The 16,637-nt window shown below is 51.1% G+C and carries 12 protein-coding genes; 4 read left to right on the top strand and 8 right to left on the bottom strand.

From position 1 onward, the window contains the following. The 3 genes from N7387_RS09355 to N7387_RS09345 form a co-directional block, all read right to left on the bottom strand. A partial coding sequence (locus tag N7387_RS09355) for a PAAR domain-containing protein (RefSeq protein WP_279798424.1) occupies window positions 1–564 on the bottom strand: 564 nt, incomplete at its 3' end. A gap of 527 nt (window positions 565–1,091) precedes the next feature. Continuing rightward, on the bottom strand, window positions 1,092–1,880 hold the full coding sequence (locus tag N7387_RS09350; RefSeq protein ID WP_279798421.1) for a hypothetical protein: 789 nt from the start codon (window positions 1,878–1,880) through the stop codon (window positions 1,092–1,094). Between the two features lie 1,059 nt (window positions 1,881–2,939). Next, entirely contained in the window at window positions 2,940–3,206 is a 267-nt protein-coding gene (locus tag N7387_RS09345; RefSeq protein WP_279798420.1) for a hypothetical protein, read from the bottom strand. Window positions 3,207–3,605: 399 nt separating this feature from the next. Between N7387_RS09345 and N7387_RS09340 the strand changes: the two genes are divergently transcribed. Then, window positions 3,606–3,956 carry a hypothetical protein gene (locus tag N7387_RS09340; protein WP_279798417.1) on the top strand — a complete coding sequence of 117 codons (351 nt, stop codon included), beginning with the start codon at window positions 3,606–3,608 and terminating at the stop codon, window positions 3,954–3,956. A gap of 34 nt (window positions 3,957–3,990) precedes the next feature. Here the strand turns inward: N7387_RS09340 and N7387_RS09335 are convergent, their stop codons facing one another. Continuing rightward, on the bottom strand, window positions 3,991–4,428 hold the full coding sequence (locus tag N7387_RS09335; protein ID WP_279798413.1) for a MarR family transcriptional regulator: 438 nt from the start codon (window positions 4,426–4,428) through the stop codon (window positions 3,991–3,993). Window positions 4,429–4,552: 124 nt separating this feature from the next. On the opposite strand from N7387_RS09335, the gene N7387_RS09330 reads away from it, so the two are divergent. Continuing rightward, window positions 4,553–5,968: a DHA2 family efflux MFS transporter permease subunit gene (locus tag N7387_RS09330; RefSeq protein ID WP_279798411.1), complete on the top strand. Its 1,416-nt coding sequence runs from the start codon at window positions 4,553–4,555 to the stop codon at window positions 5,966–5,968. A 117-nt stretch (window positions 5,969–6,085) separates the two neighbouring features. Continuing rightward, a complete protein-coding gene (locus tag N7387_RS09325) occupies window positions 6,086–8,263 on the top strand; it encodes a TonB-dependent siderophore receptor (protein ID WP_279798409.1) in 2,178 nt (725 codons plus the stop codon). 93 nt (window positions 8,264–8,356) lie between these two features. Here the strand turns inward: N7387_RS09325 and N7387_RS09320 are convergent, their stop codons facing one another. Beyond that, on the bottom strand, window positions 8,357–9,610 hold the full coding sequence (locus tag N7387_RS09320) for an amidohydrolase family protein (RefSeq protein ID WP_279798407.1): 1,254 nt from the start codon (window positions 9,608–9,610) through the stop codon (window positions 8,357–8,359). 530 nt (window positions 9,611–10,140) lie between these two features. Between N7387_RS09320 and N7387_RS09315 the strand changes: the two genes are divergently transcribed. Beyond that, entirely contained in the window at window positions 10,141–11,697 is a 1,557-nt protein-coding gene (locus tag N7387_RS09315; RefSeq protein WP_279798431.1) for a methyl-accepting chemotaxis protein, read from the top strand. A gap of 54 nt (window positions 11,698–11,751) precedes the next feature. On the opposite strand, the gene N7387_RS09310 is transcribed toward N7387_RS09315, so the two are convergent. From N7387_RS09310 to kdpD, 3 genes are all read right to left on the bottom strand, one after another. Further along, window positions 11,752–13,092 (bottom strand): anaerobic C4-dicarboxylate transporter, encoded by a 1,341-nt coding sequence (locus tag N7387_RS09310; RefSeq protein WP_025151876.1) that lies wholly within the window; start codon window positions 13,090–13,092, stop codon window positions 11,752–11,754. A gap of 166 nt (window positions 13,093–13,258) precedes the next feature. Further along, a complete protein-coding gene (kdpE, locus tag N7387_RS09305; RefSeq protein WP_279798403.1) occupies window positions 13,259–13,942 on the bottom strand; it encodes a two-component system response regulator KdpE in 684 nt (227 codons plus the stop codon). Then, window positions 13,939–16,626: a two-component system sensor histidine kinase KdpD gene (kdpD, locus tag N7387_RS09300; RefSeq protein WP_279798401.1), complete on the bottom strand. Its 2,688-nt coding sequence runs from the start codon at window positions 16,624–16,626 to the stop codon at window positions 13,939–13,941. The genes kdpE and kdpD overlap by 4 nt, the downstream gene beginning before the upstream one ends. Window positions 16,627–16,637: the final 11 nt, after the last annotated feature.

Raw genomic sequence — 16,637 nt, 5'->3', positions numbered from 1 at the left:
CTGCCCGATACCGGATTGTGTCATTTCTACCCAGGCCGTTTTTGTGTCTTTCCATCCCCATGACTGAAGCACTTCAAAAACTTCACTAACGGTGAGCAACATCACATCGAAATTATTTTGATACAACATCCCCCTCAACCGTTGATCCGGAAAAACCATGCTGTTACGTAGCGCCGGATAATCAGGAATAAATCCTAATTCGGTTTTTTCTCCGGTGAGGTAGGCCGGAAGTTTTCGGGTACCGGCATATCCTGTATGTGATTTTGATTCTGAAAATGCCCTCACATCTGTGAGTGATGTAGCGTTCGCGGGGGAAGCTTTTGCGATAATGGTATTAGAGCCATAAGGACAACCGCACTGCACGATTGAACCGTCAACAGCCTGTGGTTTGCGGTTATTCATCATCCGGCTGTCTCCGGTTGCTATCGTGCCGGTCTGTTTGCACTGCGGGCAGGGGGTGGTGAGGTCGCCGACAATCACCGCAGGGGTGCCTTTGTATTTTATCATGCTTGACGACGCGATACAGGTGGCTCCTGTTGTGGTTTTGTCACAATCAATCGCCATGGCTTTGCCGAATATATTCGGCCGGTATCCTGACATTGTATTATCTCTGAATTAGTTATTATCACGTAAGAATATTAACCCATAAGTGAAACCCAGTCAGGAACGTCATTATATTTTTCGTTGGTCAGCAGGATGTCGTATAATTTTCACACTGAACAATCATTAATATCGCCATGATAATCGTGGCAGCCTCTCAAAACCCAATTTTAGTTAAGATTTGTTAAGATTTACGGTCTGTATTTGTTGCTATTCAGCCCGCTTTCACGGGCTTCCTGGCATGTCCGGAAAATCATCAAATCTACCAGCACCTCGCGCACGTACTGATGTCCGGTTTGTACGGCGTTTTCGCTTCTTCGCTTGCACCTCACCTTATTTTTCTTCTGCGGCTGCTGTGGGGCTTCCTGCTCCGTTTTAGCCTATGCGCTTTTTGGTGCGCAATAATGCCTGCCGGTTGAACATCATGCGGTTCCGGCGGCTGTCATGTGCAGACCAATATAATTGATGTCACTTTTTCGCCTACAAGTTAGTTAACTTATTTTTAATAATTTTTTAATTTCAGACGGGATGAAGACTGACATATATTCAGATAAGATTTCCCCCTCTAATATCAGGTTCATATCCGTTTCGGGGTTTACACACTTTATATAATCATCATAAAATTGATTAAGTTTTCTACTGGCAATAAATAATGAGGAATTTAGTCCTTCCTCTTCTGTGCCAAAGCTATTTTGGCACAACTTTTCTGCAATTTTAGCATTTGCTGAGGCTATCGCAATATTTTCCGAAATACCCTGCATTTTGTACTGATCAAAATAAAGTGAAAACATCTCTTGCATTTTATTTTCAGGAGCTGGCATTTCGGTATAAATGAGGTTATGTGCAAAATTATATTGACAACAGTTCCATGCATATATTCTTTCCTCTGCTGTTATCTTTTGTGTCTGTAACTCGTCAAGAGTCAATGAAAAATAATCAGGTAATTGACTATTATCATAAACCTCTTTTGCTAAACTAAAGCTCTCCCAGTCTGTATCTCCACTTTTTATTGCAGCCATACCAAACTTTATATTCAATATCTGCAGCTTTTTTTGTAATTTATCTGTTAACCCATGATCCGATTTAAGTTTATTTTCTATCTCATTGATAAAGCCAAATATTAAATTATTTAATTTAAGCTTTGTTTTATTGTCTGGTTCATTTGTACAATAAAGCTGTTTTTCTATCTTCAATAAATTATTGTTCATATTATTTATGTAGTCATATTCCTTATTGTTAATTCTATGACCTGACATTGAACCTGGCGAACTAATTTTCATGATGCCTCCTCAGATATAAAAATGAAATTACTCTTAACAATATTTAAATTCTGTTATTAGCTATCTTTTTAAGATTACTCATCATTCTGAGCTCAGTATACTAAATCGCTACGTATATCCCCTCGGATACTGAAAAAATGAGCCTTCTAAATATCATTAAATTTACGTATATGACGCTTCATCTGCTTCCAAAATGCCCGGTATCATTGGTGTGATTCCCGGGATCTATTTTGTCGAAAAACTAAGTGCTGTGATTGATCCTGTAATGCTTAAAATCGCACACCATAACCGGCAAATTACCGGCACTTCACTGAAGCAGTAGCCATACTGGACCCCGACAGAAAAGTCCAATTTACGCTATTATCATTCCATTGAATAAATAACAAAATAAACAGGTTAAACAACCGTTACTGCTTATACCGGCCAAGTCTGTTTTCTCACAGAACTATCCTAAATGACCTTAGTCATCCGGGATAGTCTCAGGCTAATAAAATCATAAAACAGCCCTTATTTAACTAAAGTAAATACCTTAACTAATCTCACCAAAAGTGACATTTTCCCGGAGAACAGGGTGACAGTGAAAACCAGCAATAATATCTATACGCAGCTGCAATTTTCACTTACGATAACGCCTTATTTATTCACATTAATACCAATGAGATAGTTAACTTAAGATAAATTTAAAGTTAATTATTTATGAAAACCAAGAATTGTGGCTAATGATATTTCCAGAAAACACATTACTTTCTTATGTTTGGTGATGAAAAAAAAGCAAGGATGAAAGCAAATAAAAGGCTGCTCCATATTATAATGTCTTTATTCCCACCTGACGTTATAAAAAAATATCCCGGAATGAAATCCTCACCAAGCTTAAATATTGTCAGATACCCCCCACCAATAGCCATTATTACTAATATGTAAAAAAAATCCAGTAATGCGTTATTTCTTTTTATCAAAAAAATCATTAACTTTCTTAGAACAAACAATATCACTAAAAATAAAAAATAAAATATAAACACTTGACTCCAACCAAATGGTATTTTCGTTAATGCATTGAAATCAGTCATTTCTGTTATTATTACACACGTCATAGGTTGAATATATCGTTATGGTATCTAAAAAATCCTCTGAGGATAAATCTGCCGGAGACATTAATCTCCATGTTGCAATAAAATCAGTGTCTATGTATTTATAAATTTCGATATTATCCAGCCCTGCGGATAAGCTCAGGCAGGCGTTTCTTACCTCCCATTCATTTCTTGAAATGTTATTCAGGGTACTTTGATATGCGTCACTGAATGAATAATCTAATTCGTACTGGCTCATTTGTTACCTGAGGAAGTCAGTAAAATTTACACCATTATGCTTTTCCTAAGGATATTTGCCAATGATTACATTACCAAAACCTAAGCTTTCCACAATATAACCACATGAAAAGCGTATTTTTCCGGAATTCCCATCCTCTTTTGACTGATACAAGGGTTGTTGTCCGCCGGAGGCATTCAGATCTGCCTGAGCTTTACCGTTATTTATCATTCTGCGGACATGATCATAAGTCCTGAATCCTTTTCCCCGGGATAAGCACAATTAAAAAGCAATAACCGGAGTGTTCCGTTTCTTTTCCTCTTCCATGATAAACGCAGATATTTCGCCGGACAGCGAAGCATTGGTTTTTCTGTCCGCTATTATCCCCGGCACAGCAGCCCGGATTATCAGGAGAGAAAAATGAACACACTGCAACAGGTATTACATCAATCATTACAGGCGGTTCAGGCGGAGTCTTCCCCGGCATTAATACACAGCGGGAAATTACTGAATTTTGCACCGTCACAAATTTCACAGTTGCAGGATGACCTGCAGTGCCTGTACGGGCAGCCGCTGCCGCGTTTTCCGGATCCGCAGGTGATCAGCGGCAAGCTGGAAGCAGCGCAGCGCCTGCACCGGCAAATCCCCGCGCAGAACGGTGTGTTATGGCAGCATTTCCGGAAAGAATCCGCAAAACTGAACCCGGCGGATGATGCCGCTCTGACCGATGTGCTGCTCCGCTGGCTGTTCACCCTTATCGCTGCCGCCTGAACAGTAACGCCTTTTCCGGGCAGCAGAAAAGGCGTTACTGTTTTTTATCAAACCAGGGTTGCTGAAATAGCCGGATGATCAGTGCGAGATTTTCCTGCCCGACAGCAGCCGCAATGTCATCACATAATCCGGTTTTGATGGCTTCATAGGCGTCATAGCATTGCTGCCCGAACGGTGTCATTTTCACCCCCTTGAGCTTTTTGCTGCCCTGAACATCAAAGATGGTGATTAATCCCTTTTCTTCCATCTGGCGGATGAATTTATGAATCGCCTGACGGGAAATCGTCACTGTCGCAGAAATATCAGCTATGGATACCGGCTGGTCATACACCCTCGATAAAATGTACCACTCCGAATTACTCATGTGAATGTCGCTGCGGGCATTCCAGAGTGTATCAATCCGTTCACGGAGCAGTGTGTGCCGCTCACTGATAAGGTCGATAAAATCCAGGTCATTCAATGCAATTTTCACGCGCACTCCCCTTTTCTTTTTGTGCAGTATACCAAAAACACTTAGTCAACTAAGTTGACCATCATCGCAAAGTGCGTTACTTTTCCTTTCGTCAACCTGGTTGATGAAATAATAGGATAAGAATGTGACAACAGAAGCAACAATACAGGTACGCTATCCGAAAATGATGCTGAGCGTACTGATGGCCGGGACATTTACCGGCCTGTTCGGGGAAACCGCATTAAATATGGCGCTCACCAATCTGATGAGCCAGTTCTCTCTCTCCGCCGGTCAGGCGCAGTGGCTGGTGACCGGCTACCTGCTGACGCTGGCGGTGTTCGTTCCGGTGTCGGCGTTTCTGGTGCGCTGGTTTAATACCAGAGTGCTGATCCTCACCGCGCTGTGTGTTTCCCTAGCCGGTTGTCTGGTAGCCGCACTGGCCCCCGGTTTTGCCGTACTGCTGCTCGGGCGGGTTATCCAGGCCATCGGTACCGGGGTGATATTGCCGGTAATGATGAGTGCGGCATTACTCATTTTTCCGGTCTATCAGCGCGGGGTGGTGATGGGGATGATAGGTATTGCGATTACCCTGGCACCGGCACTGGGGCCGACAATCTCCGGCTTTATTATCACCCTGTTCAGCTGGCATGCTATTTTCTGGCTCAGTGCGCTGGCCTATGCCGCCATCATTTTGTTTGCCGTAAAATCCATCGCACCGATTGGTGACATCACACGCCCGCGTATTGATATTGTTTCTCTTCTGCTTTCCTCCGCCGGATTCAGCGGCATCATCTACGGGCTGGCTATCCTGGCGGAACACAGCCTGAGCGATCCCGCTGTCTGGGGCTCCCTGCTGGCGGGGGTTCTCTGCCTCGGCGTATTCGCCCGCCGTCAGACACACATGGCGATGCCGATGATCCACCCGGATGTGTTCCGTAATCCGCTGTTTATTATTGGCCTGATCATGATGATCCTGAGCATGATGAGTGTGCTCTCCGCTGCAATTATTCTGCCGGTATTCCTGAAAGATGTGCTGATGCTGAGTGCGGCACTGGCTGGGGTTCTGCTGCTGCCGGGCAATATTATCAATGTGGTGTTCTCACCGCTGATCGGCTTTCTGTATAACCGGTTTGATTCACGCCCGTTTGTGGTCTGCGGCTCTCTGTTTATGCTGATGAGTGCGGCGTTGTTCCTGTATGCCATCGGTGAAAATGCGCCGGTGTGGCAGATTGTCGCCGCCTTTATGCTCCTGTGCCTGGGTGTCACCTGTGTGATCATGCCCGCGCAGACTACTGCCATGAGTGCCCTGCCCGCCAGGTTATATGCTGATGGCTCTGCCGTCTGGAATACCTTTTATCAGGTAGCCGGTGCCGTTGGTACCGCTTCAGCCATCTCTCTGATGTCTTTTTACCGTGACGCGGCGGCAGCACAGCAGACAACAACCGCCGCACTGGCATCGGGGATCCATGCCGTATTCTGGCTGAGTCTGCTGCTCGGCCTGTTATCACTGGTTTTCGCCTTCTTCATGAAAAAACCGCGCCCGCACGCTGATGCGGCGTAATCACCTGAATTAACTCTGATGGCTGCTCCGGCAGCCTTTTTCATTATTTATCACAGCCGTCATCCGCACACATGTCACTTATGACGGTAATAATTATCATTCAATGAGATAGGATGTATGACTGCACTATACCGCACTTCCCTGTTCCGGCTTTCGCTGGCGGCTTTACTGGTTGCCGGTGTCTGCCACGCCGCTGAAGATGAAATCGTGGTCACCGCCGCGCCGCCTGCGGTCAGTCCGCTGGACAGCAACGGCACATACCGCGCCACACACAGCGACAGTGCCACCAAAACCGCCACGCCGCTGAACAAAGTTCCTTCTTCAGTTTCGGTGATCAGTGAGGAGGAAATCACCGCCCGCAATCCTGCCACGCTGAAACAGGCGCTGGGATATACCCCCGGCGTGGTGACCGGTACGTCCGGCAGTTCATCCGTTTTCGACAGTGTCATGATGCGCGGCTTCCATAATGTCAGCCAGAATATCTATCTGGACGGATTAAAGGTACAGGGGGATATGTATGCGGAGAGCCGGATGCTGCCGGAATTTATGCAGCGGATTGATGTGCTGAAAGGCCCGGCGTCGGTGCTTTACGGACAATCCAATCCGGGCGGCGTGGTCACGATGACCTCCAAACGTCCGCAGAGGGATCCGCTGCGGGAAATCCGCTTACAGGCCGGGGATCACCACCTGTGGCAGACTGGGTTTGATCTCAGTGATGCCCTGAATGATGAGGAAACACAGGCTTACCGCCTGACCGGCACACTGCATGACCAGCATCAGCAGCAACAGGGGGAGCGGGAGCGGTATTATGCCTTGCAGGGCTCTTACCTCTGGCAGCCGGATGATGCCACTTCTTTGCTGCTTACCGCCCAGGCCATGAATGCCCCGCGCAACGGCTATTACGGCTGGCTGCCGCGTGAAGGAACAGTGGACAGCGGCGCTGCCGGGAAATTGCCGACCGGGTTTAACGAAGGCGAGCCGGGCTATAACCGCTTTGAACGGCAGCAGCGGCTGATCGGCTGGCAGTTTGATCATGCGTTCAATGATAACTGGTCGCTGCATCAGGGATTACGTTATCAGCACATCAGCACCAACTGGCGCACCATTTACGGCAGCGGATTATGCAGCAGCAATCCGGCGGCCTGTTACGGCGTGCCGCAGCAGGATCTCTCATCCACCCTCTCCCGCAGCCATATCCGCAATGACGAACGGCTGTCCGGCCTGGTCACTGATACCCATGTCATCCACAACATCAGCGGTCACGGCTGGCGCAATACCCTGATGGCGGGCGTGGATTACTCACAGCTTCGCAACCGGATGACCAATGAGATGGGCGTTGCTGCCCCGCTGGATCTGCGATCTCCGCAGTACGGTAATCTGACCGTATTACCGCTGGCAGACAGCGGCACGGTGAATAAAAATCATCAGACCGGAATTTATGCCCAGGATCAGCTTTTCCTGGATGACTGGACATTCACCCTCGGCGGCCGTTATGACGAAAATACCAGTAAATCCCGCAGCCACGATAACCTCAGCGGCGCAGACAGCGCCCATCACCAGACAGACAGAGAGTTCACCTGGCGCGGTGGTGTGAACTATCAGCTGCCTTATGGTTTCGCCCCGTATTTCAGCTACAGCGAATCCTTTGAGCCGAGCACTGCAGCTACGGTCAGCGGAAAACCGCTGTCACCGTCACGCGGAAAACAATATGAGGCCGGGCTGAAATACCTGCCGGAGAATGCTGCGCTGTCCGCCACACTCGCAGTGTATGAACTGACCAAAGATAATAACCTGCACCGCGACCCGCTGAATCCGTTTTTCAGTGTTCAGGGCGGGAAAATTCGTTCGCGGGGGGGTGAGCTGGAAACCAAAGCCGCGCTGACCTACAACTGGAACCTGATCGCCGGCTATGCTTATACCGATACCCGTTTCCGTCAGCAGGCGGAGAATGCCAATCATCACCCCGCCATGGTCCCGGCGCACACTGCCTCGCTGTGGACAGATTACACCTTTGACAGCACACCGCTCAGCGGCCTGACTGTCGGCGGCGGCGTACGTTATAACGGTAAAACACAAGGGGATGACGCCAACAGCTTCACCGTTCCGGCTTACACCGTGGCGGATATGATGCTGAGCTACCGGCTTGATAACCTCCCTGCCCTTGAGGATGCGGAAATCGCGCTGAATATCAATAATCTGTTCAACAAGCATTATGTTTCCGCCTGCTTTACCGATACGGCATGCAGTTGGGGCAATGACCGTCAGATAACCACCACGCTGACCCTTCACTGGTAAAAGGCATAAAAAAAGGGATCCCGGATTAAACCGGAATCCCCGAAAAGGCGGGATCACTAAGAGAGACCGCTGCCCGCCGCAGCGCACTGCAAATCAGGACTGTTTCATGGCCTGAACAAAAAATTCATCACTGTATGCCTGTGCGAAATGGAAGGATGCCATCCGTTCCGCCAGGCGGAAGAAGGCTTCCACTTCCTGTGCATTGAGGATTTTCCGGTCACGGATGCGTGTTTCCAGCCCGGCCAGGGCGTTATGGGATAAGCGGGTTACCTCAGGCAGATCAAAACCGGTCAGCACACCGTTTTGTTTGCGGATCACACCATCGGCCAGCACGGTATCGACATCACCGGCGTGTGTCATCTGTACCACACTGCCTGCGGCGTGGACCGGTGCCACAAAACCGTCTCTGTGGCGGATAATGATGATGTCCGCTTTTTTCCCGGCAACCAGCGAGCCGATCTCGTTTTCCAGTCCCAGTACTTGTGCCGCGCCGAGGGTTGCCCAGTGCAGGGCTTCACGGATGGTCGGGGTAATTTCAAACGGCATGGTATCGCGCTGGTGTACTTTCTCATTCGCCAGTGCCCGCTCGATTTGCAGTGCCATATTCATCTGAGTGAACAGGTCATCCGTTGTCACACCGATGAAATCCGTACCCAGCGCAAACGGAATACCAAACTCCGCACACGGCTGATAAGGCAGGAAACCCATCCCCATCTGTAACTCACTGGATGGTGTGCTCGCCACATGACCGCCGCTTTTGGCGATCAGCTTCCAGTCTTCGCCGGTCAGTCCGTTACTGTGAGCGTGGATATGTCCCGGCAGTAATAAGCCGTGATCGTCCAGTTCACGCAGGCCGCGCAGCAAAACTGAGGTTTTGGCTGCGCCTGTATGGGAAGCGTGTTTCAGACCGAGTTTATCCGCCAGACGGATTTGTTTTGCCGATTCGGCAAACGGTACCGTACCCGGATCGGAAATCAGCATCCCGGGCGCCAGCCGATCCTGGTCACGGAACAACGTTTCGGAAATATCACGGGCACAGTCACGCCGTGCATCCATGGACGCAAAGCCCGCGGGTTTAAAATCATAGACCTGCATGCCGTAACCGTAGACGCCACGGATACCGCTGGCTTTCATCGCCGCAACCGCATTGGCGGCATGTTCCGGTGAGTTAACGCAGTCATTCACTTCATAAACCGTTGTGGTACCGGCATTCAGGGCACTGATATTGCCGTTCAGAACAGCGGCATACATATTGTCTGCCGTCATCATTGCGCCGAATGCATGGAAGGTATTGATAAGAAATGCCGGTAACGACTCTTCCGCCGAGACACCACGGAACAGCGCCATCCAGTTATGACGGTGGCATCATCCATTGTGATGATTGTGCCGCCGCGAATGATTTTTTTATTGTTTTCCATGCTGGCCTCTCTGGTTAATATCAAAAATGTACTTACCAGTACATTACAATCTGATTATAAAATCAACCTGTAAATCGGCAGCATAAAATCCATCTTATTTTCCGGGAAAAGGGGACGTTTATTCTCCGTTCCGGAAGAAAAAAGAAAATAATTCTTATTTTTCAGCAAAATATCCGGTGATTTCTGACAGACAAAAATGAGAAATCTGTACTTTTTTACCTCATTTTTTATGTCTCTCTCTCATAAAAACTCAGCACAAAACATCAACAAAGCGTAAAACAAAGGTCTTAAGCACTGAGATTATCGCTGCGAAAGGCCGCCTCTGAAGAAAAATAGTCCTGATAATCCTTTGTTATTTCAGCTGTTATCGTTATGTGCTTATGAATTAATTTAATTAATTGATAAAGTTTTCCCTATAGTTTCCGATAACCAGTCATTTACTGAGTATCCGGAGGAATGATGTTTCTGCGCAGCATTAAAATCAGTACGAAACTTTTCGTGGCTTTTGGCTTTTCCATTCTGCTGATGATTATCAGTGCCACACTGTCCGTTGTCAGTCTGAACAACGCCAATGACGGCATCCGCGATATCCTGGACGAGGACTATCCTGTCACGGTAAAAGCAAACTTACTGATTGATTACTTTCATGATTTTGTCGGTATTCAACAGCTTTTACTGCTGGATGATAAGAACCCTCAGATTCGTCAGCTGGCTGCCGGTGCCTCCGAAACCAGTAAAAAAATCACCCTGATCCTGGATGAATTTAATGAGACGCTGAAAGATGAGGCATCTCAGAACATCCTGAAAGAAATCCGCGATGTTCGTCAGAAATACCTTACTTCTCAGCGCCGCATGGTTCAGTTCTCACAAAACGGAGATGAAGCCGCCGCAATCAATGAGATGGTGAATACCACCGCCGGTATCCAGCGCGCTTACCGCGATAATGTGATGCAGTTAATCGCCATTCAGGATGCGCATATGAAAGAGGCGGGAAATCAGGTGGAGAGTAATTTTAAAACCAACCGTCTCCTGCTGATCACCCTGACCATCATCAGTGCCATCATCAGTGCCGTACTGGCACAGATTATTGTACGCAGTATCACCCGTCCGCTGGATAAAGCCGTGACGCTTGCCCGCGCCATTGCACAAGGGGATCTGACACAGCAGATCAATGTCACGCATCATGATGAAACCGGCGTGCTGCTCAATGCGCTGGCTGAAATGCAGGTGCATTTGCAGGATATCGTGACCGAAGTGAAAAACGGCGCGGTCAGCCTGTCTGCCACCGCAGAGCAGATTGTTGCCGGTAACCAGAACCTGGCTGCCCGTACGGAAGAACAGGCCGCGTCGGTGGAAGAAACGGCGGCCTCCATGGAGCAGATCACCGCAACGGTGAAAAACACCGCTGCCAATACCCTTAAGGCGACCACGCTGTCGGCAAATACCGCCGGGGTGGTGAAACACAACGGCGAGATGATGGAACAGGTGACGGATAAAATCCGCACGATCAACACCACCGCCACCCGGATGTCAGACATTATCAATCTGATTGATTCGATTGCGTTCCAGACCAATATTCTGGCGCTGAATGCCGCCGTGGAGGCCGCCAGAGCCGGTGAGCACGGGCGCGGTTTTGCGGTGGTCGCCGGTGAGGTTCGTCTGCTGGCGCAGCGCAGCGCCGATTCTGCCAGTGAGATCCGCACACTGATTGAAAACTCTGCCGGTCAGACCCGCGAGGGATTACAACTGGTGGAAGATGCGGCTGAATCACTGCGCGGTATTATCAGTAATGTCAGCCAGATGGATGATTTACTGCATGAGATCGGTCACGCCAGCCATGAACAGACTGACGGCATTACCCAGATCAACAGCGCTATCGGACTGATTGATTCCGCCACCCAGCAGAATGCCACCCTGGTGGAACAGTCGGTTGCCGCCGCCTCTTCCCTGAATGAGCAGGCCGGTACACTCAATGAGATGGTCGGGGTCTTTCAGCTTACCGGAACGCCGTCTTAATAACGCACGGTGATAACGGGCATCACTGCCCGTTATCACTGTTCCGGACAGCTGTCAGAGAAAACCGTACATCGCGGAAAAGAACCAGCCGCACACGCAGGAAACCCCGACACCAATCAGTCCCGGCGCAATAAAGCTGTGGTTAATCACAAAGCGCCCGATTTTGGTGGTACCTGAGCGGTCGAACTGGATAGCCGCCAGGTCACTCGGGTAGGTCGGCAGAATGTAGTAACCGTAACAGGCCGGTGCGGATGCCACGATATAGGCCGGATTTACCCCGATAGCCAGCGCCAGCGGAACCACTGCCGCCAGAGCCGCCGCCTGCGAGTTAACAAACTTGGACACCAGCAGCAGCACCACCGCGTAAGCCCACGGATACTCTTTGACCAGCGATCCCAGCACACTCTCAATCTGCTCAAGGTGAGCACCGAACATGGTTTCCGCCATCCACGCGATACCGTAAACCGCCACAATCGCGATCATCCCCGAGCGGAACACTTCATTTTTCGAAATAGATGCCGGTTTGGTATCGGTAAAAATGATAATTAATGCCCCGGCCAGCAGCATAAAGATCTGAATCACCAGAACCATCGACAGCGGCTTGCCGTCAAAAACCGGCCTCAGCCACGGAAAGGCCCCCAGTGATGCCACGACCGCGATAGAGGCCAGAAAGATCCACATTGCCAGCCAGTTACTGGCGGGTAATTTTTTATTGAGCAGCGTGGCGGTATCGCCGTAGACGTATTTCCGGTTTTCCGGTTTTGCGATAAACGCCTGAAATTCCGGATCCTTATCCAGATCTTTGCCGCGATACCAGCTGAAGATACCGATACACAGTATCCCGATCAGGGTGGACGGAATGGTGATCGCCAGCAGGTCAACAAAGCCCAGATGTTTGCCGTTGATGGTCACATCCCCCAGCATAGCGACCAGAGAGACCACGGCAACCGACACCGGGCTGGCGATTATCCCCATCTGGGAACCGATTGTACTGGCTGCCATCGGCCTTTCCGGGCGGATATTATTTTTAATCGCGACATCATAGATGATAGGTAAGATGGTGTAGACGACATGACCGGTGCCGCACAGAATGGTCAGCAGACAGGTCACAAACGGTGCCACAATTGAGACATATTTCGGATTACGCCGCAGCAGACGCTCTGCTATCTGCAGCATCACATCCAGTCCCCCGGAAGCCTGCAGAGTAGCCGATGCCGCCACGACCGCAATAATCACCAGCATCACATCCACCGGCGGCTTTCCGGGCTTTAAGTGGAAGACAAAAACCAGCAGCACCAGGCCTATCCCGCCCAGCAACCCCAGGGCAATCCCGCCTTTGCGCGCCCCGTAAAACAGACAGATCAATACCACGACAAGCTGGATAGCAAAATCCATAACTAACTCCTTTTAGGTACTTAAAAATCCGTGGGTCTGTATCACCTGGTTTCACTATAAAGCGCACAAAATAACCATTTTTTGATGTAAACAATAAAAACGGCCGGAAAACAGAACAGTTTTTCTATAACAGTGACGGAGGTAAAAAAAACAGCCGGAGGGGGATTCAGGGAACGGAGACAAACCGGTAACCGATACCGGTTTCAGTGATGAAATGCTGAGGACGGGCAGGATCTGTTTCCAGCTTCTGGCGCAGATGCCCCATATAAATACGCAGGTAGTGGGCGTGTTCGACGGCGTTCGGCCCCCACACTTCATTGAGCAGCTGCCGCTGGGTCAGCACTTTGCCGCTGTGGCCGATAAGAATAGTCAGCAGGCGGAATTCAATCGGCGTGAGATGCACTTCCTGCCCGCCTTTACTGACCTGGCGCGCGGCAATATCCACACAGATATCCCCGAACGCATAGACGGGATCGTTCTTTTCACTGCCGGGATAGCGGCGCATCAGCACCCGCAGCCGCGCCTGTAACTCCCCGACACCAAAGGGTTTGGTCATGTAGTCATCCGCGCCGGCATCCAGCGCGGCAATTTTGTCATGCTCACTGTCACGGGCGGAAAGCACCAGCACCGGTACGGAACTCCACTGACGGAATTCCTGCACAAAGGTGATGCCGTCGCCGTCCGGCAGCCCAAGGTCGAGGATCACCAGGTCCGGTTTGCGGGTCGCGGCTTCCACCAGCCCGCGCGCCAGGTCTTCCGCTTCAAACACACGCACGGAATCCCCTTCCAGCGCGTTGCGCAGAAGGCGGCGGATCCCTTTTTCATCTTCAACAATCAGTACAGTGGTCACAGCAGGTTATCATCTTCATCAATCACGGGCGGATCTTCACAGGGTAGACGGATATGGAAGCTTGCGCCACCCCCGTCACGGTTTCCGGCTAAAATAGTGCCGCCGTGCACTTCGGCAATGGCCCGGCAGATCGCCAGCCCGAGGCCGATCCCCGGAATGGCGGATTCTTTCTGACCGCGCGAAAATTTCTCAAATATCAGTGCTTCCTGTCCGGCCGGGATACCCGGGCCGTTATCCCACACTTCAATATCAATCATATTGTCCGACAACCGCGAGCGGATGCCAATCTGCGCCTGCGGCCCGGCGTATTTTATCGCGTTTTCCAGCAGATTGATCAACACCCGTTCAAACAGCGGGCCGTCCGCACAAATCAGCTGCATCGGGTCATTGAGGTCAATCTGTACCGAATCCGTGTCAAAACGCGGTTTCAGCATTTGCAGGGCACTGCCGATCACCTCTTCCAGCGGCAGCCACTCTTTATTGAGATTAAAGCCGCCGGACTGGATCCGTGCCATATCCAGCAGGTTATTGACCAGCCGTGTGGTGCTGAGGATGTGCTGGCGGATCTCATTGGCCTGTGCGGCATACGGTGAACCTTCGCTGGTCAGATCCAGCGTCAGGATCTCCGCCTGACCAAACAACACGGTCAGCGGTGTGCGCAGATCATGAGACAGCGCCGCCAGCAGTGAGTTGCGCACTTGCTCACGTTCACTGACCAGCCGCGACTGCGCCTCGCGTTCTGTCAGGGTGCGGCGCTCCAGTGCCCCCGCTGCCAGCAGGATCAGGGTTTCCAGCAGCCGCTGCTGTTCGGGGATCAGCAGCTGACGGCGGTTATACGGCTCCACAATCACCACGCCGTAGACTTTTTCTGTCGTGCAGACCGGCAGGATCTGATACGGCACACCGGGCAGTGTGCCGGTACCGAACCCGGCGGGCTGGCCTTTGTCATAACTCCAGCGGATGATGGCATCGTCACGGCTGTTATCGGCTGTGCCGCCGCCGGCCGGGATCAGATTCCCCTGTTCATCCGGCAGCAACATTTCACAGCGGGCATGCAGGCTGTGGCTGATAAAGTGGCAACTGACCGAGGCAATATCATCAGATTCCCGCGCCACCGCCAGGGCTTTCGACATTTCATAGAGATGCCAGGTACGCTGTTCGCGGTAACGCGCCACCCGCGCCTGATAACGGACACCGGCGGTCAGACTGCCGATCACCAGCCCGACCGTCATCATCACGGCGAAGGTGAGCAGATACTGCATATCCGAGACAGCCAGGGTACCTTTCGGGTTGATCAGAAAGAGATCAAAGCTGATAACGTTAATAATGGTGGCAAACACAGAAGGCCAGCGCCCGTAGAACCTCGCCACCACCACCACACCCAGGATATAGAGCATCACCAGGTTAGCATTATCAAAGGCCATCAGCCAGTGGTGCGCCATCAGCGTGGTGATGGCACAAATCAGTGCCGCAATAACGCAGCCCTGCAAATCGGTTTTGTGTTTATCCAGAAACGGCCGGTTGTCGCTGAATTTTTCGCGGTTTTCCGGCTGCCTGTCCTGCGGAGCGATCATCACCACATCCAGATCAGCGGCACTGCGGCTGAGCTGTTCCTGTAATTTGTCGCGCCGCCACCAGGATGTCCGTTCATGGCGGGCAATCATAATTTTGCCGAGGTTATTTTCCCGCGCATAGCGGATCACCGCCCGGCTCTCCTCCGGCTCTGCCAGCGTTGCCGTGGTGGCACCCAGTTGCTGTGCCAGTGACAGGGTGGTGAGGAGGGTACGCCGCTGCGGTGACGGTAATTTATGCCGTGCAGGGGTTTCGACAAAAATGGCATGCCAGTCACTGCCGAGCCGTGCCGCCAACCGGGCGGCGGCACGCACCAGTTTTTCATTGCCGCCGTCCGGGCGCAGACAGACCAGTATCGCATCCCGGGTGTGCCAGACTTTCTCCTGCCCTTTCCGTTCCCGCCAGGCACGCATCTGTTCATCGACACGGTCGGTGGTCCGGCGCAGCGCCAGTTCACGCAGTGCCAGCAGATTGCCTTTGCGGAAAAAGTGCTCGATCGCCCGCTCTGCCTGAGCCGGGAGATACACTTTCCCCTCGCGCAGTCTGTCGAGCAGGTCGTCCGGGGTTAAATCCACCAGCACTATTTCATCGGCGGCATCAAACACCGGGTCCGGCACGGTTTCCCGCACACGAACACCGGTCACGCCGCCGACAATGTCATTCAGGCTTTCCAGGTGCTGCACATTGATGGTGGTGAGGACATCGATCCCGGCATTGAGCAGCTCTTCCACATCCTGCCAGCGTTTCGGGTGACGGGCGCCGGGGATATTGGTGTGCGCCAGTTCGTCCATCAGGATCACCGCCGGATGCAGTGCCAGTGCGCGATCGAGATCAAACCCCGCCACCTGCCGTCCCCGGTAGTTGTGTTTTTTCAGCGGCAGAATGCGCAGCCCTTCCAGCAACGCGGCGGTTTCACTGCGACCGTGGGTTTCCACCACCCCGGCCAGCACATCAATGCCCTGTTCACGCAGCCGCTGCGCCTCTTTCAGCATGGCGTAGGTTTTCCCGACCCCCGCACAGGCACCGAAGAAGATCTTCAGTTTTCCGCGCGGACGCTCTGTGACCTGTGCCAGTAACTGGTCAGGATCGGGGCGCAGTGGCTCTTCATACATAATGCTGTCCT

The sequence above is a fragment of the Morganella sp. GD04133 genome (genome assembly GCF_029835375.1).
Lineage (GTDB): Bacteria > Pseudomonadota > Gammaproteobacteria > Enterobacterales > Enterobacteriaceae > Morganella > Morganella morganii_B.
This window is presented reverse-complemented; position numbering and strand designations above follow the sequence as displayed.